Below are 21444 nucleotides of genomic sequence, written 5' to 3' on the forward strand. Positions count from 1 at the left end.
AGCGCCTCCACCGATGCGCAACCCGTGGGTCTTCCCCTGTCCGGGTGCTCCTACCCGGCGGCCGAGTCGGTCGACTGGTCGAGGACCTGGATGGTCCCACCTCCCGGCTCGGCGTAGCTGGCCATGAAGCCGCCCGGGATCTCCGCCGGCGGCGCGAGCACCTCGAACTTCTGACTGTGCTGGTCATGGAACGCCGTCACGCTGTCGACCACGAAGATCGGCCCCGGCTTCGCGTCGGGGTCGTTCGAGTCGAGCATCAGCTGCATGTCGGTGCCGGGCACGCTCAGCGCCGCGGTGCTGTCACCCTCCCGCCACAGCTCGGTGCAGCCGAACGTGTCGCGGTACAGGGCGAGGGTGGCCTCGACATCGCTCGTGGGGATGAACAGGAACTCCAGCTTCATGGTGTGACCTCCGTGTCGTGAACGAACCGTGTCGTAACTGGACTCAGCGTCAGCATAACGGCATTATGGTCTGGTGCGCGAGTGGGTCCCGGTGTCGACGTCCCCGAGGGGGCGGCTGGTGCTCGCGGCCGTGGGTGAGTTCGGGCGTCGGCCGTACGCGGAGGTCACCGTCGGTGAGCTGGCCCGGCAGGCCGAGGTGACCACCGGCGCCCTCTACCACCACTTCGACAGCAAGATCGGGTTGTACGCCTTCGTCCGCGAGGACGTCGAGAAGCGGCTGCTCGACCGCATCTCAGGTGCGGTCGCGGTCACCGACGACGTGATGGCCGCCCTGGTCGTCGGCTTCGACTTCGCCGTGGCACAAGGGTTCCTGCACATCCTCGGCGCACCGCCCGAGCCCGTCGACCATGATCGACTGACCGAACTGGTCGCCGAGCTCGTCGAGTCGGCACCGCTGGGGCGACTGCTCACCGCCAGCTGGCGGGCAGCGCTGGCGGCGGTGGCCGACGGCGTCCCGGCCGATCAGGTCCGTGCGGCCCTACAGGCGTTGCAGGTCACCGGGGCCGGCCGGACTGCACCGTGAGGGTCGGGTGCCGCTTCTGGTGCACGGTCAGGTAGCGCAGGCCGTCCGGCCCCGCAACGAATCCCCGCTCCGACAATCGGGGCAGCCACACCACGTCACCGGGGGCCACCGGTACGTCTCCGGTGGCCGTGGTCACGGTGCCCGCCCCGGCGAGGACGTGCACCAGGACGTCCACGTCCGCCCCGGGGTGTCGGTCGATCGACTCACTGGCCGGCAGGTTGATCACGTTGGAGTCGAGGTCGCGGACGGGTTCGGCGAGACGCCACACGGCACCCCGATCGCCGGGTCCGGGCGCGAGGTCGGTGGTGCTGACCAACACCCGGGGTGATCGGGATGCCGTGTGATCGCGGGCCTGGTCGTCATGGTCGGTCATGACGCCATCCAACACGCTGGGGCCAACACTCAGCAGCCAACACTCACGAGGTCGCGGGTGCGGGCTCGCCGTCCAGCGGGACCGGGTCGAGGTCGGTCGGCTCGGGGCCGGCAGGCTCGTACGCGGTGGGCGGCCCGGACCGCAGGCGGAACGCGAGCACGACCGAGCCGATCGCGATCCCGGCGGCCACGGTCAGTGCCAACTGCACACCGGCCAGGGTGCCGACGGCCTCGGTGGCCCCGGCGGCCTCCGCCGAGGTCCGGGTCGACGCCAGGATCGCCATCAGCAGAGCCGTCCCGGCCGCACCGGCCACCTGCTGCAACGCACCCAGGGTCGCACTGCCGTGCGAGTAGAGCTGCGGGTTCAACGAGTTGAGCGAGGCGGTGAACGTCGGGGTGAACATGAACGCCAGTGACAGGCTCATCGTCAGGTGCAGCAGCAACAACAACCACTCCGGGGTGGTCGCGGTCACCCGGCTCATCGCGAAGATGATCAACACCAGCACGATCGCAGCCGGCAGTGCCAGCCGCTTCGCCCCCATCTGGTCGTACAGTCGGCCGATCACCGGGCCGAGCAGGCCCATCGCCAGACCGCCGGGCAGCAACAGGGCACCGGTCAGGATCTCGTTGATGCCGTGCACCTTCTGCAGGTAGATCGGCCACAGGATGGCGACTCCGAGCAGGGCGGCGAACCCGATCATGATCAGCCCGAGGCCCACCCGGAACGGCTGGTAGGTCAACGTGCGCAGGTCGAGCAGCGGATCGCGACCCGAACGCTGCAGTGAGATCTGGCGCCACGCGAAGAGTGCCGTCCCGACGATGCCGACAGCCAGGGATCCCCACAGCACAGGCGATCCGGGGCCCTCGCTCATCGAGGTGAGGCCGTACACCAGGCCACCGAAGCCGAGCGCACTCAACGGGATCGACAGCACGTCGAGCTTGCTGTCGACCGACTCGGAGACGTTCTCCAGCCGGAGCGCGCCGACGACGCCCATCACCAGCGCGATGGGCAACACGATCCAGAAGATGAAGCGCCACTCGAGGAACTGCAGGATCACCCCCGACACGGTCGGGCCCAGCGCCGGGGCCACCGAGATGACGACCATCACGATGCCCATCACCTGGCCGCGCCGGTCGACCGGCACCAGCTGCAGGATCGTGGTCATCAGCAACGGCATCATGATCGCGGTGCCGAAGGCTTGGATCACCCGTCCGGTCAGCAACATCTCGATGCCCGGGGCGAGGGCGCAGACCAAGGTGCCGACGGCGAACGACGCCATCGCCGACAGGTAGAGGGTGCGGGTGGTCAGCCGCTCCACCAGGAATCCGGTGGTCGGGATCACCACCGCCATCGTGAGCAGGAAGGCGGTGCTGACCCACTGGACGGTGGGTTCGTCGACACCGAGATCGGACATCAGGTGCGGGATCGCGACCGAGAGGATCGTCTCGTTCAGGATCACGACGAAGGCCGACAGCACAAGGATGGTGATGACCAACTTGTGCGGTACGGAGGTTGGCTCGGAACGGGTGGGAAGCGAGGGGAAGGTCTCAGACATGGCTCGCAAAATCTACCTGCCGGCCGAAGGTCACCCAACTCGATTTCGACGAGTGCTTCGCGCGCCGAGCAGACGGCCGAGACACGATCTCCGAGGGTGTCCAGATGGTGGTGTCGGACCGGGTCACGCGGGCGCTGCTGCTCGCCCTGGCGGCGGTGATGGTGGTCTTCACGATCGTCTACGTCGTGCACAAGGTGACCGCACGGGTGCCGGCCCGGATCCTCAACCTGCTGCACGTCAACACCGAGGCGGCGGTACCGGCCTGGTTCAACACCGCCCTGTTGCTTGTCGCCGCACTGTTGGCCCTGTTCGCGCTCGTCTCGGCGCCGCGATCCGAGCGGACCGGCTGGCTGGTGCTGACCATCCTGTTGACCTACCTCAGCGTGGACGAAGGGGCAGGGGAGCACGAGACCTTCGGTGAGCTTGCCGCCAAGCTGCCGATGCTCGACGTCGGCACCTTCTTCTGGGTGTTGCCGGGAGCGATCCTCGCCCTGGCCGGGGTGGCCGTGGTGCTGCTGTCCTGCCGGCGGCTGCCGGCTCCGGTCCGGCGGCCGCTGCTGTTCGCCCTGGTGCTGTACGGCACGGGCGCGCTGGGGACGGAGTTCGTCACCGGCACCCTGATCCGGACCTTCGCGGGCAACTTCGTCGTGGTCGACGTGGTGCAGCCGGTGCTGGTGATGCTGGAGGAGAGCCTCGAGATGGTCGCCTGCATCGTCGCGATCCGCTGCCTGCTGCAACTGTTCGAACGCCAACCCGACCGGCTCGACCGGCTGGTCGACGTGGTGGCGCCGCGGGCCTGAGCTACCCCTGGTCGCCCAACCGTTCGATGGTGTCGGCCAGTTCGGTCAGGCGCTGCTCGGCCGCTGCGGCTGCCTCCTCGGCGGCGGTCAGGTCGGTGGCCGCCTGCGCCGCCCGGGCCCGGGCACGTTCTTCCTCCTTGGCCGCGTGGTCCACCGCTGCCGTGACCCGGTCGTACTCGGTCCGAGCCCGCCGCAACAGCTGCTCCACCCGCTCGACCTCCGCTTCGGCCGTGTGCTGGGCCGTACGCGCCTCGGCCGATGCGGCCTTCCCGACGGTGAGCTCGCCGTCAGCCTGCTCGATCCGTCGCCGGGCCCGGTCGACGGCGGCGCTCGCCCGGCGTTGCTCGTGTTCGGCCTCGGACCGTTCCGCCTCCGCTCGGCGCAGGGCCTGGGCGCGGCGGCGTCCGTCCAGGTGGATCACCGGCGCGACGTCGCCGTCGGCGGGCCGATCGGGTACGCGGGTGGGGACGGCCGCGGCGGGTGCGGAAACCGGGCCGAAGCCGGACCACTGCACCGGCTTGGTCAACGTGCCCGACGCCAGCGCCGCGGCGACGGCAGGATCGGCCAGGGCGGCGGTCAGCGTGTCACGGACGTCGCGCCGGTTCGCCTCGGTCACCGAGAGGTCGGGGTCGGCCGTCCCGGCCAGCCGGGTCGCCGCGTCCACCCCGCGCGTGATGAGCTCGTTGCGACGCGTGGTCAACGCCCGCAGCTCGTCTCGCGCCGGCAGCCGGTGGGCCTCGGCCAGTTCCGTCGCCAGGTCGCGCAGGTCGTCGATCAGCTCCCGGTCGCGGTGGGACAGCAGGTTCACCAGCCACGCCGACCGGGTCGGCTTGGCCAGCTTGCCGATCTTGGTCGCCACCGCCTTGTCGCCGTCCTCGCGGGCCTGCTTGACCAGGTCGGCGCGGACCGCCATGAACGCGGGGAGCGGTGCCGCGTACAACAGGCCGGCGGCAGTGTCGAGGTCCACGTCCCCCACTGTAGGACGCAGGCTCAGGTGCGGTAGCCGACCCGGGTCCAGTCGCGGCTGGCCTGGCCGAAGGCGCCGTAGTTGGCGATCCGCTTCTTCACCGCGACCCGCTGCGGCACCCGGTGGAGCGGGATCGACACCCCGAGTTCCCACAGCCGCTCGTCGGCGTCGTTGGCCACCCGGGCCCGACCGCCTGCCGACGTCTGCCGTGCCAGCTCGGCCAGCAGGGCGTCCAGTTGGTCGTCCGCGACGTCCTCCACGTTGCCGGCGGCACCGCTGGTGAACAGCTGGCCCGGCTCGGTCAACGAAGCCCGGTCGGCGATGGCGAGCTGGTACTGCCCGTCGGCCAACAGCGGGCCAAGTCGCTCGGCGGGGACGTCGACGAAGGTTACGGCGATGCCGAGTTGCGACAGCTGGGCCTGCACCATCAGTCCCTCGGCGGTCGACTCGGGCAGTCCGGCCACCCGGGTGAACGTCACGGTCAGTGGCTCACCGGCCTTGGCCCGGGTCCCGTCCCCCTGCAGCCGGTAGCCGGCGGCGTCCAGCTCGGCCGCGGCCCTGACCGGGTCGGGCAATCCGAGCTCTGCACCGGTGTCGCGGTGACCGGCCTGCTCCGCACCGAGCAGCCGGTTGCCCGCCGCCACGGTCGGCCAGACCGTACCGGACTCCAGCCCGGCCGACGCCGCCTCGCGGAACGCCTCCCGATCGATCGTGGTCGCGATCGCCCGACGGACCGCGGGGTCGGTCAGTGGGCCCGCGTCGGTGTTGACCAGCAGCGTCCGGAGTTCGTCGCCCCGGGCCTGCCGCACCTCGCCGTCGGGGACCGCCTGGGCACGGACCAGCCCGTCGCGGTTGAGTCCGACGTGGAACACGTCCACCTCGTTGTTGACGAAGGCGCCGGGTTGGGCAGCGGGGTCGAGCCAGCGGAAGCTGATCCGCTCCAAGGCCGGGGCAGGTCCCCACCAGTGCGGGTTGACCGATTCGGCCACGATGCGGCGGCCGGCGTCGTACGCCTGCACCACGAACGGTCCGGCCTGGGCCCGCGGATCGGGTCGGGTGAGGGAGAACGCCTCGGGGGTGGCGAACAGGTCGGCGCGGCCGGGGGCGGCCAGCACGTCCCGCCAGGCGGGTTGCGGCCCGGTGAAGGTGATCACGGCCTCGAAGTCGTCTGCCCCGCGGGCCACCTTCGCCACCGTCGCCGGGCCGGTGGTGTCGGCGCACGCGAACTCCGGCTGGTTGCCGTTGCAGGTCCGCAGTGGTGCCGCGACATCGCGCCAGGTGATCGGTTCACCGTCGGCCCAGACCGCCTCGGGGTTGAGCTGCAGGGTCACCACCAGCGGGTCGCCCGACGCGGTCGGCTCCTTGGCCAGGTAGGCCGGATTGGCGTGGGGGCGCCCCTCGTCGTCGTAGGTGAAGAACTTCGGCGTGATCGGACCCAGCACCTGCTCCATCGCCTCGGTGTCGGCCTCGACGTGCCACGGGTTCCACTGCGGGGAGGGGCCGTCGACCGCAATCCGCAGTTCGCCGCCCACCGCCATCATCCGGGGATCGGTCGGGGCGATGTCACTGTGCTGCGGTGCGGTGGGGGTCGTCCCGGTCGTCGTCAGCCGGGGTGTGGCGACGCTCAGGCAGCCGGCCAGCAGGACCGTGAGGGTGAGCACGACGACCACGGCCGCCGGCAGGCGGGGGCCTGCCGGGGCAGGGGGAATTCCCCAGCGCGCCATGGACTGCTCTCCGTGTCATCGGATCGTGGTGTGGATCGGGTGGGCCCGGGCGGCTCACCGACCTCGGCGATGCTAGTCCGCAGTGCCCGTCGGAGCCTGTCCGAAACTGGGTTCGCGACACAACCGCAACCGCATTGAAACCAACCTGTTAGATCCGGTCGGTTCCGGCTGCCGGTCAGATCCAGGACTTGAACCACATGCGGGCCAGCCACTGCTGGTAGGTGATGACCCGATCAGTCAGGATCGGGTAGATGAAGGCGAAGTTTGCGCCGATCAACGCGACCACGCCGCCCACCGCGACCGCTCCGATCAGCCGGCGCTCCCCGGGCACGGCAGGGCCGAGGACCTTGCCCAGGCACAACGCCAGAGCCATCACCGTGAACGGGATGATCGTGATCGCGTAGAAGAAGAACTGGGGCCGGTCGCCCACGAAGAACCACGGCAGCCAGGCCGACAACAACCCCACCACCGGGATGGCGAACCGCCAGTCGCGGAACCCGATCCAGAAGAAGGCGGCGAACACGATCGCGATCAGGGCCGCCCACCACAGCATCGGGGTGCCCATGCCGCTGACCACCTGCAGGCAGTTGTCACCACCGGGTGGGCACCCCTGGGTGCCCGGCGGGATGTCGTTGACCGCGTCGATGCCGATCGGCCGGGCCACCACCAGCCAGCCCAGCGGCTTCGCGTCGTAGGGGTGCTCCGCGTTGTTGATGAACTCGCCGGAGTGGAAGCCGTAGATCTCCTTGTGCAGTTGCCACAGCGACGCCAACGGCCCGCCCAACAGCCGCACCGACATCGCGTCGGGATGTTCCTCGTGCCAGGTCCGGAAGTAGCCGCCGGTGGTGGCCAACCAGCCGGTCCAGGTGGCCAGGTAGGTGAGCGCGCCGACCACCACCAACGACACGAACGCGGGAACGCCGTCGAGCAGCAGGCCGGCGGTCGACCGGCGCCCTGCCCCGGCGAGCCGGCGGGCCCCGATGTCCCACGCCAGCGACAGCAGCGCGAACGCGGCCAACAGGTACAACGCGTTCCACTTCACACCACAGGCGAGGCCGAACAGCACCCCGGCGGCCAGCCGCCACGGCCGGAACCAGACCAGGGGGCCGAAGCCGCCGCCCAGGTCGGCCAGCCGGTTGACCTGCAGGTGGCGGGCCAGCCGGTGCCGGAACCAGTCACGGTCGGCGGCCAGGCAGGCCACCGCCGCGATCAGGAAGAAGGCCAGGAAGATGTCGAGCAGGCCCGTCCGCGACATCACGAAGTGGAGCCCGTCGAGGGTGAGCAGCAGCCCGGCCAGACCGCCGATCAGCGTCGACCGCGAGACCCGGCGGACCAGCCGTACCAGCACCAGCACCATCAACGACCCGAACACCAGCGAGGGGAACCGCCAGCCGAACGAGTTCATCCCGAACGTCAGCTCACCCAGCGCGATCAGCCACTTGCCCAGCGGTGGGTGCACGGCGAACGACGCGGCCTGGAGGTACAGGTCGACGTCCCCCGCGGCGATCTTCGGGTTGACCACGTCCCCGTCCGGCCACTGCGTCTCGTAGCCGTACCGCAGCATCGACCAGGCGTCCTTGGGGTAGTACGTCTCGTCGAAGACGAGCTTGTTGGGGACGGCCAGGTTGACGAAGCGGATGCCGAACGCGATCAGCGCCAGCCCGACGGCGACGATCCAGCCCCACAGCCGGTCGGTCGGCATCGGATCGGCCAGGCGTTCGACGGTGGTCAGGTCGTGCTGTCGCTTCGACGGGTGGACGCGCAGCCGCAGTGGTCGCAGCCCGGTGGGCGCCCGGCCCGTCGGCCCGGGGGCCGCGGGGGCGTCGGTGACAGTCACGGCGCACATCCTACGAGCAGCAGGCCAACCTTCACCCCGTGTCGAGCCGTCGATCAGGTGGTGTGAGTGAATGGTGCGGTGGACGAGGTGGGCGTGGGCGGTACGGGCGGTGTGCTGGTGCTGGCGGCCACGCCGATCGGCGACACTGCCGACGCGCCACCCCGGCTGCTGGCCGAACTGACCGGTGCCGACGTCGTCGCCGCGGAGGACACCCGGCGGCTGCAGCGACTCGCCGACCGGCTCGGGATCCGGATCACCGCGCGGGTGGTCTCCTACTTCGAGGGCAACGAGGCGGCCCGTACCGACGAGCTGGCCGAGCAGCTCCGCCAGGGCCGCCGGGTGGTGCTGGTGACCGACGCGGGAATGCCGTCGGTGTCCGACCCCGGGTATCGACTGGTCCGGGCGGCGATCGACGACGACGTACGGGTGACCGCGGTCCCGGGACCGTCGGCGGTGCTGACCGCACTCGCGGTCTCCGGGTTGCCGGTCGACCGGTTCAGCTTCGAGGGGTTCGCTCCCCGCAAGGCGGGTGAGCGGGCCCGACGGCTCGCCGAGGTGGCCGACGATCCCCGGACGTCGGTGTGGTTCGAGGCGCCCCACCGGTTGACCGACTTCCTCACCGAGGCCGCCGCCCAACTGGGCGGCGACCGGGAGGCCGCCGTGTGCCGCGAGCTGACCAAGACCTACGAGGAGGTACGGCGGGGGCCGCTGGCCCAGCTGGTGGCCTGGGCCGCCGACGGGGTCCGCGGTGAGGTCACCGTGGTGATCGCCGGCGCGACGGCGGTGGCGGTCGACGAGGCAGCCGCGGTCGCCGAGGTCGCGGCCCGGGTCGCGGCGGGGGAGCGCACCAAGCCTGCCGTCGCCGCGGTCGCCGAGGCCACCGGGATCGCCAAGAACACCTTGTACGAGGCGGTTCTGGCCGACCGCCGCCCGACCACGGACGGAAAGTGATCATGGCGAAGCTGACCCGTGAGGAACGCCGGACGCTGCCGGCCGCGCCCGAGCCGCTGCCGGTGGCGGTGACCGATTCGCACTGCCACCTCGACGTGGCCGACGAGCTGACCGGGCTGTCGCCGGCCGATGCGCTGGCCCGGGCGCGGGCGGTCAACATCACCCGGATCGTGCAGGTGGGCTGCGACGTCGCGAGCTCGCGGTGGGCGGTCGAGCTGGCCGCCGCCGAGCCGACCGTCGTCGCGGCGGTGGCCCTGCACCCCAACGACGCGGCCCGGCTCGGCGACGCGTTGCCGGCCCACCTGGCGATGATCGAGGAGTTGATCACCGGCCACGACCGGGTCCGCGCGGTCGGCGAGACCGGGATCGACCACTACCGCACCACCGACCCGGCGGGGCACCGGCTGCAGGCCGACAGCTTCGCCGCACACATCGCGTGGGCGAAGGCGTACGACAAGACGTTGGTGGTCCACGACCGTGACGCCCACGAGGTGCTCGCCGACATCCTCGACGCGGAGGGTTGGCCCGAGCGGGTGGTGATGCACTGCTTCTCCGGCGACGCCGCGTTCGCCCGCCGGTGCCTCGACCACGGCGCCTTCCTGTCGTTCCCCGGGACCGTCACCTTTCCGGCCAACACCGATCTGCAGGAGGCCTGCCGGATCACCCCACTCGGGTCGTTGCTCACCGAGACCGACGCACCGTTCCTCACCCCCGCCCCGCACCGCGGTCGGCCCAACGCGTCGTACCTGATCCCGCACACCGCCCGGTTCATCGCCGAACTGCGCGGTGCCGACCTGGTCGAGGTGTGCACGGCACTGGGCGAGAACGCCGACCGCGCCTTCGGCAGCTGGTGAGCGGTGGCGTCGGAGGGGACTCAGGTGCCGACCGAGCCGGGGAGAGTGCTCGCGGCCGACCTGGCCGCGGTGGTGCGGCGACGCCGTACGGTGCGGCAGTTCGACCCGGACCGGCCGGTCGCCGAGGAGGTCGTCGACGACCTGCTCGACCTCGGGCTGCGCACCCCCTCGGCCGGCAACACCGGCGGGGTCGACCTGTTGTGCCTCACCGAGCCGGCCGACCGGGCCCGCTACTGGCAGCTGACCGCGCCCACCCCGACCCGCTGGTCGACCCGGATGGCGGCCGCCCCGGTGTTGGTGCTGGTGTGGACCAGCGAACAGCAGTACCGGCAGCGCTACGCCCGGCCGGACAAGGGCTGGCCGCTCGACTCGACCGCCTGGTCGGCGCCCTACTGGTGGGTCGACGCAGGTATGGCGGTGCAGACATTGCTGCTCGTCGCGACCGCGGCCGGGCTCGCATCGGCCTTCGTCGGCGTGCCACCCGAGCACCAGTCGGCGGTCGCGGACGCCTTCGGGGTGCCTGCGGACCGGAGCTCGGTGGGACTGGTCGCGGTCGGCCACCCGGCAGCTGCCGGCGACGTCGCCGTCCGACGGCGCGCGCCGCGGCGGAGGCGGCGTCACCGTGGGCGGTGGGATGCACCCGGGCAGTAGGGTGAGGCGACCTACCCAGCCTGACAGCCCTGCTCGGCCCGACAGCCCTGCTCGGCCTGACCACTGTGGAGCCGCCATGCCCGACCCCTCGCGAGTGGCCGAGGCGCCGCCGCGACCGGTCCGGCCGCGTCCCCTCCGGTTGCTTCGACGAGGGCTGCGCTGGTTCCGCGAACACGTCGACCTGACCCTGGACGCGTTGGCGACCTGGCCGGTGATGGAGGGGGTCCTCGGTTCGTTCCTGCTCACCATCGGCGCGCTGTCACCGGCGTTCCTGCCGCGGGCCAGCCAAGGTGGTGGCGACCTGTTCCCCAGCCCCTGGCTGGGGACCGTCCTGCTGCTGGTCGGGACGAGCCTAATCCTCGACGGCTGGTTCCGGTTGCGGCCGGGGCGTGGTGCGAAGACCCACACCGGCCGCCGGCCCCGCTACCTGGCGGTGCTCGCGTTGTGGGTGGCTCCGCTGCTGGCGGCGCCGCCGATGCTCAGTGGCGACGCGTACGCGTACGCCGCCCAGGGCTGGCTGGTCGCCAACGGCCTCGACCCGTACCAGTTGGGCCCGGCCGCCCTGCCCGGGCCGTGGGCCGACCAGGTCGACCCGATGTGGCTGGACGCGCCCACCCCGTACGGACCCCTCAGCCTGTGGCTGCAGTACCTGACGGTGAGCGCCGTCGGCGACAGTGTGTACGCGGCGGCGTGGGGGATGCGGCTGTGGTCCCTGCTCGGGGTGGGCCTGCTGGCCTGGAGCGTGCCGCGCATCGCCGCCCGGCTCGGGCTCGACTCGGCCCGGGCGATGTGGCTCGGCGTGCTCAACCCGCTGGTGCTGCTGCACTTCGTCGGCGGCGCCCACAACGACGCGCTGATGATGGGGTTCGTCGCACTGGGGCTGTGGTTCGCGGTCTGTCGTCGGAACCTGTTCTGGGCGGCGGTCGCGGTCGGCCTGGCCGCGGCGGTGAAGCAGCCCGCGGCCATCGCCGTGGCCGCCATCACCGTGCTGGCGATGCGTCCCGGCGTCGACCGGGACGGCCCGGTGCGGGGGTGGCCGAGCCGGACACACGTGGTCAACTGCGTGATCGCCACGGTCGTGGTGGTCGCCACCTTCGTGCTGTGCTCGACACTGACCGGCATCGGGTTCGGCTGGATCGCGGCGATGGGGGTGCCCGGTGGTGCGATGACGCTGTCGCCGGCGACGCTGGTCGGCGCCGGACTGCAACTGCTGTTCGCCCAACTGGGCTGGCACGCCGTGGCGGCGGTGGCCCTGGAGACCGCCCGGTCGATCGGGATCGTGGTGGCCCTGGGCGTGATCGCGTGGCTGGTGCTGCGTGTCGCGGCGCGCAAGCCGATGACGTACCTGGTCGGATCGTTCCTGGCCCTGGTGCTCGGCGGTCCGGCGATGCACGCGTGGTACCTGCTGTGGCCCGGCGTCCTGGTCGGGCTGTTGCCGTACGCGGCGAAGCTGTGGCGCGTGTGCATCTGGTTGACCACGTTCTGGGTCTGCTACGCCGTCGCCGACGTCGCGTTCCGCAACCAGTCACCCGTGCTGGCGGGCCTCGCCCTGCTCGTCTCGGGGGTCCAGGTGCTCAACGATGAACGGAAGTGGCGCCTCACCTGGGGGCAGGGTTCCACCTGAGCGGACTCAGGGTTGCCCCGGAGGCGGGGATTTGGTAGACACGTGCCCCGTCGTTACTATTCCGTGACCAATGTGCCGAGTTGGGGGACTCGCGTCGCATCCGGAACACAGCCAGAACGCAGGGAGAAGCACGTGCGCAAAGCCATCACGATGGCCATCGCCGGGGGGACAGCCGTCGTGGCGGTCGCCGGGGGAGGATTCGCCTACGCCTCGCTCGACAAGGACGTGACCTTGTCGGTGGACGGCACCGAGACCACCGTCAACACCCGCTCGTCCACCGTGGGTGACGTCCTGGCGGCCGAGGGCATCGAGATCACCGAGCGTGACGTCGTGGCCCCGAGCGTCGAGACCAAGATCAGCGACGGCACCCGGATCGCGGTCCGGTACGGCCGCGAGGTCAACATCACCGTCGACGGGGTGGAGCGCACCCACTGGACGACCGCGACCACCGTGTCGGAGCTGCTGTCCTCGCTGCGCATCGACGCCAAGGGCGCCGAGCTGTCGACCAGCCGCAGCGCCAACATCGGCCGCGACGGCCTGGACCTCAACCTCGACACCCTGAAGACCGTCATCGTGGTGGTCGGCGGCAAGGAGGTCCGGATCGAGACCACCGGGGTGAAGGTCGCCGAGGCGCTCGCCGCGGCCAAGGTCAAGCCCGACGACGACGACCGGGTGTCGGCCGGTGCCGACGACCTGCTCGTCAACGGGATGAAGATCACCTACGTGAAGGTCGACCACAAGACCGTCACCGAGACCAAGAAGCTGCCGCACGAGACCAAGTACGTGCAGGACGACGACCTCCTCAAGGGCAAGCGGGAGACCCGGACCAAGGGCGTCGACGGCGAGGAGACCACGACGTTCGCCGAGAAGTACGAGGACGGCAAGCGGGTCGAGCGCAAGCAGGTCAAGCAGGAGGTGACCACCAAGCCGGTCACCGAGGTCATCCTGGTCGGCACCAAGGAGGCCCCGAAGCCGAAACCGCCGGCGACCAACGGTGGGTCGGAAGGTTCGTCGGGCGGCTCGAGCGGCGGCGGAGCAACCGCACCGACCGCGCCGAGTGGCAGCGTGTGGGACCGGCTCGCCCAGTGTGAGTCCGGCGGCAACTGGTCGATCAACACCGGCAACGGCTACTACGGCGGCCTGCAGTTCTCCGCCAGCACGTGGCGTGCCTTCGGTGGTGGCACGTACGCCGCGTACGCCCACCAGGCCACGCGTGACCAGCAGATCGCGATCGCCAAGAAGGTGCAGGCGTCACAGGGTTGGGGCGCCTGGCCCGCGTGCACCGCGAAGCTGGGCATCCGCTGACTGACATGATTCTCGGGTGACACCCGACAACACCACCTCCGGCGGCCTGCTGGACCCCACCACCGTGCGGGGCCTGGCAGGCCGTCTCGGTCTGCGCCCGACCAAGCAACGTGGCCAGAACTTCGTGATCGACGCCAACACCGTGCGCCGGATCGTCCGGATCGCCGACGTCGGACCCGATGACGTCGTGCTGGAGGTCGGGCCCGGGCTGGGGTCCCTGACGTTGGGCCTGCTGGAGGCCGGCTGTGCGGTGACCGCGATCGAGATTGACCCGTTGCTGGCCGGGGCCCTCCCCGGGACCGTCGCCGACCGGGCCCCGGCGGCGGCGGATCGGCTCACCGTCGTCGAGGCCGATGCGTTGCGGGTGACCGACCTGGGCCGGCCCGAGCCGACCGTGCTGGTGGCGAACCTGCCGTACAACGTGGCGGTACCGGTCGTACTGCACCTGCTGGCGCTGTCGGAGCACTGGCGACGCGGTCTGGTCATGGTGCAACTGGAGGTCGCCGACCGGCTGGTCGCTTCGCCGGGTTCGAAGACGTACGGGGTGCCGTCGGTGAAGGCCGCGTGGTACGCCACGGCGACTCGCGCCGGGGTGGTCGGCCCGCACGTGTTCTGGCCGGCACCGCAGATCGACTCCGGGCTGGTGTCGCTGGTCCGCCGCGACCCACCCGCGACGACGGCGACGCGTGATCAGGTGTTCGCGGTCGTCGATGCCGCGTTCGCCCAGCGCCGCAAGATGTTGCGGGCCGCACTGGCCGGACTCGCCGGGTCGTCGAGCGCCGCCGCGGTCGCCCTGGAGGCCGCCGGGGTGGAACCGACGGCACGCGGCGAGGTGTTGGGCGTGGCCGACTTCGCGCGGGTCGCCGAACAGCTCTTCCGGCCCTGAGCCGGACCCGGCGCGCCGCTCCGCCGGGGTCCGAATACGGTGGCGGCATGACCGAGGCCGTGGACCCTGCCGAAGAGGTGGTGCGCGTCCGCGTCCCGGCCAAGATCAACCTGGCACTGCGGGTGGGGCCGGTCGAGGACGGCTACCACCGGTTGGCGACGGTCTTCCAGGCGGTGTCGCTGTACGACGACGTCACGGCCCGCTGGCAACGTGACGGGGAGACGACGGTGATCACCCGGGGCCGGGAGGCGCACCTGGTCGGCAACGATCACACCAACCTGGCCTGGCGCGCGGCCGACCTGCTGCGGCAGCGGTGTGGTGGCGACTGGGGGGTCGCCCTCACCATCGACAAGAGCATCCCGGTCGCCGGCGGCATGGCCGGCGGTTCGGCCGATGCTGCCGGGACCCTGCTGGCGTGTGCGGTGCTGTGGGACCTCGACCTGGACCCCGGTGAGCTGCGGGAGCTGGGCGCCGAGCTCGGCGCGGACGTGCCCTTCGGGTTGGCCGGCGGCACCGCGATCGGCACCGGCCGGGGCGACGTGCTGGCGCCCGCCCTCACCCGCGGCACCAGCCACTGGGTGCTGGCCATGGCGGGGCGGGGGTTGTCGACCCCCGAGGTGTTCCGCCGCTTCGACGAGCGGCAACCCGAACCGCCGGAGCCGGAGGTGTCGCCGGAGCTGATGGCGGCGCTGAGTTCGCGGCGTCCGGCCGACCTGGCCGCCGTCCTGCACAACGACCTGACCGACGCGGCCTGTGACCTCCGCCCCGAGCTGGCCGAGCTGTTGGACCTGGCGCCACGGGTGGGGGCGCTGCGGGCGGTGTTGTCGGGGTCCGGGCCGACGGTGGCGTTCCTGGTGGCCGACGAGGCCGCCGCGGTCGACGTGCACCTGCGGCTCAAGGCCGAACTGGGCTCCGAGGTCGAGTGTCGGCGGGTGCACGGACCGGTGCCCGGGGCGCGGCTGCTGCAGACCCCCTGAAACTCAGTGTTCGTACGGGCGGATCAGGTCACGCAGCCAGCCGGCGAGCCGGGCGCGTTCGGCTGCGCTGAGGCCGTCGAGCATGTGTTGCTCCGCGTCGAGCAGATCCGACATCGCCGAGTCGACGGCAGTCTTGCCCTCGGCGGTCAGCGTGACCAGCACCCCACGTCGGTCGTCGGGATGATCACTGCGGCGGACCAGGCCGCGGGCGGTCAGCCGGTCGACCCGATTGGTCATCGTGCCCGAGGTGACCATGGTCTCCCGCAGCAGCTGGCCGGGGGAGAGTTGGTAGGGCTCGCCCGCCCGGCGCAGGGCGGCGAGAACGTCGAACGCCCATCCCTCCAGGCCGTGCGTGGCGAACGCCTCGCGTCGGTGGTCGTCGAGGTGGCGGGCGAGTCGGGTGACGCGCGACAGCACCTCCATCGGTGACACGTCGAGGTCGGGCCGCGCCTGCGCCCACGCGGCGAGCAGTCGGTCGACCTCGTCGCCGTCTGGTCCCCGGGCTGCGTCCATGAAGGCAAGTCTAGTCAAGATTCTTCACGTCGAGACGAGTTGGCGGAGTAGCTCGACCTGGGCTGGCGTGGGCGACCTGGTCAGTCATCCTCGTCGAGATGCAGGCGCGGTCGGCGTTCGAGGCCGGCAAGACCGTTCCAGGCGAGGTTGACCAGATGGGCGGCGACCTCTGGCTTGCGGGGCTTGCGCGTCTCCAGCCACCACTGGCCGGTGAACGCGATCATGCCGACCAGCATCTGTGCATACATCGGCGCGGTCTTGCGGTCCAGCCCACGGGAGGCGAACTCGTCGGCGAGGATGTGCTCCACCCGGCCGGCGATGTCGCTGAGGATCGAGGAGTACGAACCCGACCCGGTGCCCAGCGGCGCGTCGCGGACCAGGATCCGGAAGCCGTCGGCGTTGTCGTCGATGTAGTCGAGCAGGGCGAGCGCGGCCCGCTCCACCAGCATCCGATAGCGGTCGCCGGTGCCCAGGGCGTCGCGGATCGAGTTCAACAGGGCCACGGTCTCCCGGTCGACGACGACCGCGTACAGGCCCTCCTTGCCGCCGAAGTGTTCGTACACGACGGGTTTGCTGACCTCGGCCCGGGCCGCGATCTCCTCCACCGTCGTCCCGTCCATGCCCTTCGCGGCGAACAGCTGGCGACCGATCGCGATCAGTTGTTCACGCCGCTCGGTGCTCGTCATCCGACGTCGCTTCGCGCTGGGCTCTCGGGGCATGAGGGTGATTCTCCCATCTCCCACCGACAGGGCTCCTCGGCCGGGATGTGCGCCCAAGATGCCCGACGCACCCCGATTGCGTAGGCTGGGCCTGCAGACGCTCCCGCGGGAACGTCTGTGACGATCCCCGGTTGGTCTGCCGGCAGGGCCCGCCTGACTTTGAATCAGGACAAGCGACGTAGGTTCGACTCCTACCCGGGGAGCATCACCCATGGTCAGAGCAAGGTTGGTGCCTGCTATCGGCCGGCCGCGGTCTGTCGTAAATGTGGGCGCCACAGCGACGTGGGTGGAGCTCACGTCCACGTGTGTCGCTGTGCTGCCCGTCCATGCGATCGTGTTCCGCCAGGCTGTAGCGCGGGCGCTACGGTGGCATCATGAACGTGGGGGAGCCCCAGTCGAGACCCTTTCGCAACGCGAGTTGCGCAACGAAGTCCGGACGCGTGCTTCGCGCCCCCACGTTGCCCATCGCGCGGCCGGCCAAGCGCGTCGGTGGCTGGGCAGCGCTGAAGCCTGAGCCGTCCGAGGGCGACCGTCCGATGGCCCAGATCCTCGATGAGCTGCGAGATGATCGGCTGTGATGGACGCTTCGCACGTCCGTGTCCGTCTCGACGCTCTGCATCGGGAGGCGGCGATCCGCCTTGGTTACCTACGACCACCGGCTTGGTGAGGCGGCGACTGCCACTGGACTCGACGTGATCGCCCCTGGCGAGGGGCACCTCGTTGTGAGTCGATGCTCTTGTCACTGAATCGCGCGGACGGGACACTCGTGACATGCGGAAGGTTCTGTCAACGGTGATGGTGCTCGTGGTGTGTGGATGCGGCGCCGCGCCGCGCCCCGCGCCGCCATCCGCTCAGGTCCCTCCTGCGACTGTCACCAGCCAGCAGGCAGCGGCGACAGGCAACGGCCTCGCGACATGCTCGTCAGCGGTGTCGTATGAGGACGAACTCGTTCCAGGGTGGAAGGAGTACGGCAACGTCGCGCTCGTCGACATGCGGATTGAGCTCGGACCCACGGGCCAGGCGGACCGACGCGCCAAAGCCGGGGTCTTCGTGCGTGCCGACACGTCCGCCAAGCTGACCGTGCTCACGGACGGCACCAGCATGGCCTCCGGTGAGGCCGCAGGTCGCGAGATCGAGTACCCACGGTGTGACGGCAGGGGACACCAGTGGGTCGTCTGGCCGACGCTCTATCTGGCTGATCATCCGGCGTGCATGCGCGTTCGGATTGAGTCCGCTGGATCGGCACAGGTCGCGGCCATCCCACTCAGCATGACGTGCTCCTGACTCGCGGGTGTCGGCGTCGCCAAGTCTCTTGTGTCGACCCGCTTGGCCAAGCACACGGCATCGCCCCGTCGGTGTTCGTGGCCCGCGGGCCCGCCCAGCAGGTTACGGAAGCAGGTCAAGCATCTGCGTCCTCGCCTTCATGGCTGGATCAGGAGTTCATTGCCGCTGTCGAAGACGAGTACGACCGTTTCGAGAAGCCGGCCTTGCGTGTCGAAGCCGAGCCGTAGCTGTCGTGACGGGCTGTCCTCGTCGAGATCCTCGATCCACAGTGACCAGGTGGCGGCGTGAACGGCATCCTGGGGACCGATGCCGTGTTTCAGTGCCGAATCGTGAACCCTCACGCGGCGGAGGCTGCCAGTGCCTCGCGGATGACCTCCGACCGGGACTTGCCCTCGCGTGCAGCGCGCGCGTCGATGTTCGCAAGCTCTTCTGTGGTGAGGCGAAGTGCAACGACCTGGGACGGCTCGGCGCCCCGTCCCGGTCGGCCCCGACCTCGCTTCCTGAGCTCCTCGACGTCGTAGCCAACCTCCGCCTCGTCCGCCCACGCACCGATCTGCTCCTCGGTGACCGGTTTGCCTTTGATGGACTCGCCAGTATCCATGCAAATATCGCAATACGGAAAATTGGGAGCGGCCAGACGTCTCTTGTATCAACCTCAACGCGGCCAGTGCGGCGCCGAAGTCGGCGACGTTCTCGGTCACGACGGCCCGTCGTTCGGCTCGGGCTGTGGCAGCGATGACGGCGTCATCCGGAGTACTTGGCGGTTGTGTTCGATGCGTTCGAGGACCTCATCGCGATGGACGGCCACATAGTCCAGGGCGAGCCGGATCAGGCGAGGATGCAGATCAGCCTCTTCGGCGAGGACCGCGATCCGATGCTCCTCGGAACCATCCAACTCCATGAGTCGCCCGACGACCTCCCACACGTCGGGACCTGCGGCGAGCGCGGCGCGACGGTCTTGTCCCGGCCCTCGGAAGGTGATGCCCGGATGGTCACAGAGGTGCCCTCGATGATCAGCTGCTCGAGCAGCGCAGTGGCGCTGGTGTGCTCGCCAGCAGCGTGCTCGGTCAAGGCCTGCTTGGCGGCGGCGCTGATGCGGAACGACGTGGATGACGTGGTGGTGGACACGAGGTACCTCCCTGTGTCGCAGAGTAGCTCTGCTGTCCTGCCACTCGAGTCGGTCGTGGACACAGACGGTTCACCGGCAAGACATCAGGTCCCAGATCCATCGCGACGCCCAGGCCATCCGGCTCATCGCTTCCGACACGTCAGTCAGCCCTTCACTCAGGAAGGCGATCGCGAAACTGCGGGAGGGGGTTTCGACGATCCCGACATCGTTGGCCACACCAGGGCTCTTCCCCGTCTTGTGCGCGCTGACCGTCCCCGCCGGAAGTCTGGCCGGGATGATGGTCCGATTGGTCTGACGACGCAGGCTCGCGACCAGTGCTGTGTGGCTCGTCCCGGGAAGGTCACGACCCGCGTGGATGGCTGGCAGCAGTGTCGTCATGTCGGCCGGGGTGCTGACGTTGTCCGGGGGCAGCGCCTGCGTTTCGCCGGCAGGAGGCGTGACGATCGTGTCGACCAGTCGAGCGAGAGCGGCCGGAGTGAGAGTAGGGTTATCGGAGTCAAGACCGTACCGGGCGCAGAACATCTCGCGCATCGTGAAGATGAACCGGGTTGAGTCGAGCCCAAGACGTCGGGCCGTGTCGGCGACGGCGGTCTTGCCGATCTGGGCGATGACCAGGTCGGTGGCCCAGTTGTCCGAGACCATGATCATCAGCGTCGCCAAGTCGCCCAGGGTGAGGCTCAGCCCCGGATCGAGATGCTGGCACACACCCGATCCGGGGACGGCCTCCTCGGGGCGCATGGTGGAAGCGTTGCGCAGGGTCGACCGTGCCGGCGGCGACCTGGCGGTGGTACTCGTACGCCACGAGCACCTTGATCGCCGAGGCGGTCGGAAAGGGACGATCGGCGTTCTGGCTCAGGGCAGTGCCATCGACAAGATCGCGGACTGCGACACCGACGGTGCCGTCCAGGTCGGCGAAGTACTCGTCCATGGCCCGTGTGAACTCGTCCTGCAGCTCGGACGACTCCGCGGCCGAAGATGTGTTGGGTGTGGTTGTCATTGCTTCTCGGCAGCCTCGCTGTACTCGGCGCGCATCGCATCGCCTGCTTCGGACTTCCACTGCGAGACGAACTCATCCCATTCGGTCATGGGCTTGCGTCCGAGCATGACCTCGCGCAGAACGTCGTTGTTCGCGGCGGTGAGTTTGGCCGTCTTGCCGACCGCAGCTTCGGGGTAGAGGCCGTACACCGCGTTGTCGTTGCCTTCCGTGATCGTGCGTGTGAGGTACTCGTGCTGAGTGCGCACTCGCTCGGCATCCTTGCCGGCATAGAGCACTGCAGTCTTGTTTCCGCCGAGGTACGACATCGGCAGCACCACATCGGGGCCGCCGCCCACCGGAGTCGGTACGCCGTTCTCCATGGTGTGGCTGTAACCGTCGACACCGTAGTGCACGTCCAGGTACTCCTGGGTCCCGAACGGAGAGGCCATGAAGTCGGCGACCCGGAGGAGTTGCTCGATCCGCTCGTCCGAGGACTTCTTGAACGCCACGAACGCGCCGTAACCGGCCGGCAGCTTGCGGACCGGAGCTGTGCCGCCTCCCTCCCAACGTGGCAGATCCACGTTGCCGACGTTCCACTCCGGGTGCTGGACCGCGAGGGTTTCCCACGAGGGGAACGCCTGCGGGTAGAGCGACGTCACCCCCGCGGTGAACCACGTCAGCCCCTGGCCGGGATCCGAGAACGGGTTCGGATGCAGATGGCCGGCCCGGATGATGCGGCCAGCCTGATCGATCGCATCCTTCATCTCGTCGGTCTCGTTCTCGTGGACGAACTGGCCGTCACGCAGGGCCCAGTAGTTCGGGACGCCGCACATCTGCTTCACCAAGGAGAGCAGCCACCCGATCGGGTCGCCGCCCATGGCGAAACGGTCCCGCGACTTGTCGGTGAGTGAGTCCAGAAGGTCGACGAAGTCGGCTTCGTCACGCAGCTGCACGTTCGGATCGTTGATCCCGTTCTCCGCGAGCAGGTCACCTCGGGAGAAGAGCAGAATCCCCGCTGGCGGACGAGGTTGCGCGACACCGTACAGGCGACCGCCGAGCGCGGGGATCTTCCACGTGGCCGCAGGAATGTTCGCCAGCCCCGGATACTGCGCGACTCCGTCACCGCCCAGGATGTCGGTGAGGTCGTGATAGTACTTCTCCAGCACCGCCGGCAGCTGCGGGACCGTCGAGATTCCTGCCGACGTCGTCACGATCTGACTCATGTCGGGGATGTCGCCGCTGGCAAGGACGGTCTGGAACTTCTTGCTGTAGTCCGATCCCGACAGCCCGTACATGATCGTGAACGCGGAGCCGATCTTGTCGAAGAGCGCCTGG

At 70.0% G+C, this 21444-nt stretch carries 23 protein-coding genes, 1 tRNA gene and 1 pseudogene; 11 read left to right on the top strand and 14 right to left on the bottom strand.

Features of this window, described 5'->3' with window-relative positions; all coding sequences use genetic code 11:
- Positions 1-50: 50 nt before the first annotated feature.
- On the bottom strand, positions 51-401 hold the full coding sequence (locus ACQBAU_RS04435; protein ID WP_465255047.1) for a VOC family protein: 351 nt from the start codon (positions 399-401) through the stop codon (positions 51-53).
- Positions 402-474: 73 nt separating this feature from the next.
- Between ACQBAU_RS04435 and ACQBAU_RS04440 the strand changes: the two genes are divergently transcribed.
- The gene (locus ACQBAU_RS04440) at positions 475-984 is read left to right on the top strand and encodes a TetR/AcrR family transcriptional regulator (RefSeq protein ID WP_465255046.1); all 510 of its coding nucleotides are present in this window, start codon (positions 475-477) and stop codon (positions 982-984) included.
- Here the strand turns inward: ACQBAU_RS04440 and ACQBAU_RS04445 are convergent.
- Together ACQBAU_RS04445 and ACQBAU_RS04450 are read right to left on the bottom strand one after the other, a co-directional pair.
- Positions 956-1357, bottom strand: a complete 402-nt coding sequence (locus ACQBAU_RS04445) for a hypothetical protein (RefSeq protein WP_434549865.1) — start codon at positions 1355-1357, stop codon at positions 956-958. The genes ACQBAU_RS04440 and ACQBAU_RS04445 overlap by 29 nt on opposite strands.
- Before the next feature lie 43 nt (positions 1358-1400).
- Positions 1401-2912, bottom strand: a complete 1512-nt coding sequence (locus ACQBAU_RS04450; protein ID WP_465255045.1) for an MDR family MFS transporter — start codon at positions 2910-2912, stop codon at positions 1401-1403.
- Between the two features lie 104 nt (positions 2913-3016).
- Here ACQBAU_RS04450 and ACQBAU_RS04455 point away from each other — a divergent pair, with 104 nt between their 5' ends.
- A complete protein-coding gene (locus tag ACQBAU_RS04455; protein ID WP_465255044.1) occupies positions 3017-3712 on the top strand; it encodes a hypothetical protein in 696 nt (231 codons plus the stop codon).
- Between the two features lies 1 nt (position 3713).
- Here ACQBAU_RS04455 and ACQBAU_RS04460 read toward each other — a convergent pair whose 3' ends face one another.
- From ACQBAU_RS04460 to ACQBAU_RS04470, 3 genes are all read right to left on the bottom strand, one after another.
- Entirely contained in the window at positions 3714-4679 is a 966-nt protein-coding gene (locus ACQBAU_RS04460) for a hypothetical protein (RefSeq protein WP_465255043.1), read from the bottom strand.
- A gap of 23 nt (positions 4680-4702) precedes the next feature.
- Entirely contained in the window at positions 4703-6403 is a 1701-nt protein-coding gene (locus tag ACQBAU_RS04465) for an ABC transporter family substrate-binding protein (RefSeq protein ID WP_434549869.1), read from the bottom strand.
- 175 nt (positions 6404-6578) lie between these two features.
- Positions 6579-8105, bottom strand: a complete 1527-nt coding sequence (locus tag ACQBAU_RS04470; protein WP_434549992.1) for a dolichyl-phosphate-mannose--protein mannosyltransferase — start codon at positions 8103-8105, stop codon at positions 6579-6581.
- A gap of 201 nt (positions 8106-8306) precedes the next feature.
- Between ACQBAU_RS04470 and rsmI the strand changes: the two genes are divergently transcribed.
- From rsmI to ACQBAU_RS04505, 7 genes are all read left to right on the top strand, one after another.
- Entirely contained in the window at positions 8307-9191 is an 885-nt protein-coding gene (rsmI, locus tag ACQBAU_RS04475; RefSeq protein ID WP_465255042.1) for a 16S rRNA (cytidine(1402)-2'-O)-methyltransferase, read from the top strand.
- A gap of 2 nt (positions 9192-9193) precedes the next feature.
- Positions 9194-10045: a TatD family hydrolase gene (locus ACQBAU_RS04480; RefSeq protein ID WP_434549870.1), complete on the top strand. Its 852-nt coding sequence runs from the start codon at positions 9194-9196 to the stop codon at positions 10043-10045.
- A 24-nt stretch (positions 10046-10069) separates the two neighbouring features.
- Complete coding sequence (locus ACQBAU_RS04485; protein WP_465255041.1) at positions 10070-10696, top strand: nitroreductase family protein; 627 nt, start codon at positions 10070-10072, stop codon at positions 10694-10696.
- A gap of 76 nt (positions 10697-10772) precedes the next feature.
- The gene (mptB, locus tag ACQBAU_RS04490; RefSeq protein ID WP_465255040.1) at positions 10773-12320 is read left to right on the top strand and encodes a polyprenol phosphomannose-dependent alpha 1,6 mannosyltransferase MptB; all 1548 of its coding nucleotides are present in this window, start codon (positions 10773-10775) and stop codon (positions 12318-12320) included.
- A 132-nt stretch (positions 12321-12452) separates the two neighbouring features.
- On the top strand, positions 12453-13625 hold the full coding sequence (locus ACQBAU_RS04495) for a transglycosylase family protein (protein ID WP_465255039.1): 1173 nt from the start codon (positions 12453-12455) through the stop codon (positions 13623-13625).
- A 16-nt stretch (positions 13626-13641) separates the two neighbouring features.
- Positions 13642-14511: a 16S rRNA (adenine(1518)-N(6)/adenine(1519)-N(6))-dimethyltransferase RsmA gene (gene rsmA, locus ACQBAU_RS04500; RefSeq protein ID WP_465255038.1), complete on the top strand. Its 870-nt coding sequence runs from the start codon at positions 13642-13644 to the stop codon at positions 14509-14511.
- Between the two features lie 47 nt (positions 14512-14558).
- On the top strand, positions 14559-15488 hold the full coding sequence (locus tag ACQBAU_RS04505) for a 4-(cytidine 5'-diphospho)-2-C-methyl-D-erythritol kinase (RefSeq protein WP_465255037.1): 930 nt from the start codon (positions 14559-14561) through the stop codon (positions 15486-15488).
- A gap of 3 nt (positions 15489-15491) precedes the next feature.
- Here the strand turns inward: ACQBAU_RS04505 and ACQBAU_RS04510 are convergent, their stop codons facing one another.
- Entirely contained in the window at positions 15492-16001 is a 510-nt protein-coding gene (locus ACQBAU_RS04510; protein ID WP_465255036.1) for a MarR family winged helix-turn-helix transcriptional regulator, read from the bottom strand.
- 80 nt (positions 16002-16081) lie between these two features.
- On the bottom strand, positions 16082-16720 hold the full coding sequence (locus ACQBAU_RS04515; RefSeq protein WP_465259453.1) for a TetR family transcriptional regulator: 639 nt from the start codon (positions 16718-16720) through the stop codon (positions 16082-16084).
- A gap of 124 nt (positions 16721-16844) precedes the next feature.
- Between ACQBAU_RS04515 and ACQBAU_RS04520 the strand changes: the two genes are divergently transcribed.
- Positions 16845-16923, top strand: a tRNA-Gln gene (locus ACQBAU_RS04520).
- A gap of 568 nt (positions 16924-17491) precedes the next feature.
- A complete protein-coding gene (locus tag ACQBAU_RS04525) occupies positions 17492-18004 on the top strand; it encodes a hypothetical protein (protein WP_465255034.1) in 513 nt (170 codons plus the stop codon).
- A gap of 137 nt (positions 18005-18141) precedes the next feature.
- Here ACQBAU_RS04525 and ACQBAU_RS04530 read toward each other — a convergent pair whose 3' ends face one another.
- From ACQBAU_RS04530 to ACQBAU_RS04555, 6 genes and pseudogenes are all read right to left on the bottom strand, one after another.
- Complete coding sequence (locus ACQBAU_RS04530) at positions 18142-18345, bottom strand: hypothetical protein (protein WP_465255033.1); 204 nt, start codon at positions 18343-18345, stop codon at positions 18142-18144.
- On the bottom strand, positions 18342-18605 hold the full coding sequence (locus ACQBAU_RS04535; protein WP_465255032.1) for a ribbon-helix-helix protein, CopG family: 264 nt from the start codon (positions 18603-18605) through the stop codon (positions 18342-18344). The genes ACQBAU_RS04530 and ACQBAU_RS04535 overlap by 4 nt, the downstream gene beginning before the upstream one ends.
- Before the next feature lie 96 nt (positions 18606-18701).
- Positions 18702-18929: a hypothetical protein gene (locus ACQBAU_RS04540; protein WP_465255031.1), complete on the bottom strand. Its 228-nt coding sequence runs from the start codon at positions 18927-18929 to the stop codon at positions 18702-18704.
- A 273-nt stretch (positions 18930-19202) separates the two neighbouring features.
- Positions 19203-19871: a serine hydrolase gene (locus ACQBAU_RS04545; protein ID WP_465259454.1), complete on the bottom strand. Its 669-nt coding sequence runs from the start codon at positions 19869-19871 to the stop codon at positions 19203-19205.
- A gap of 49 nt (positions 19872-19920) precedes the next feature.
- A pseudogene (locus ACQBAU_RS04550) lies at positions 19921-20130 on the bottom strand (serine hydrolase); the annotation flags it as partial.
- On the bottom strand, positions 20127-21275 hold the full coding sequence (locus ACQBAU_RS04555; protein WP_465255030.1) for a type 2 periplasmic-binding domain-containing protein: 1149 nt from the start codon (positions 21273-21275) through the stop codon (positions 20127-20129). The gene ACQBAU_RS04555 and the pseudogene ACQBAU_RS04550, both read right to left, overlap by 4 nt.
- Positions 21276-21444 lie beyond the last annotated feature (169 nt).

It is taken from the genome of Carbonicoccus niuqiaonis, assembly GCF_050157065.1.
Lineage (GTDB): Bacteria > Actinomycetota > Actinomycetes > Propionibacteriales > Propionibacteriaceae > Avipropionibacterium.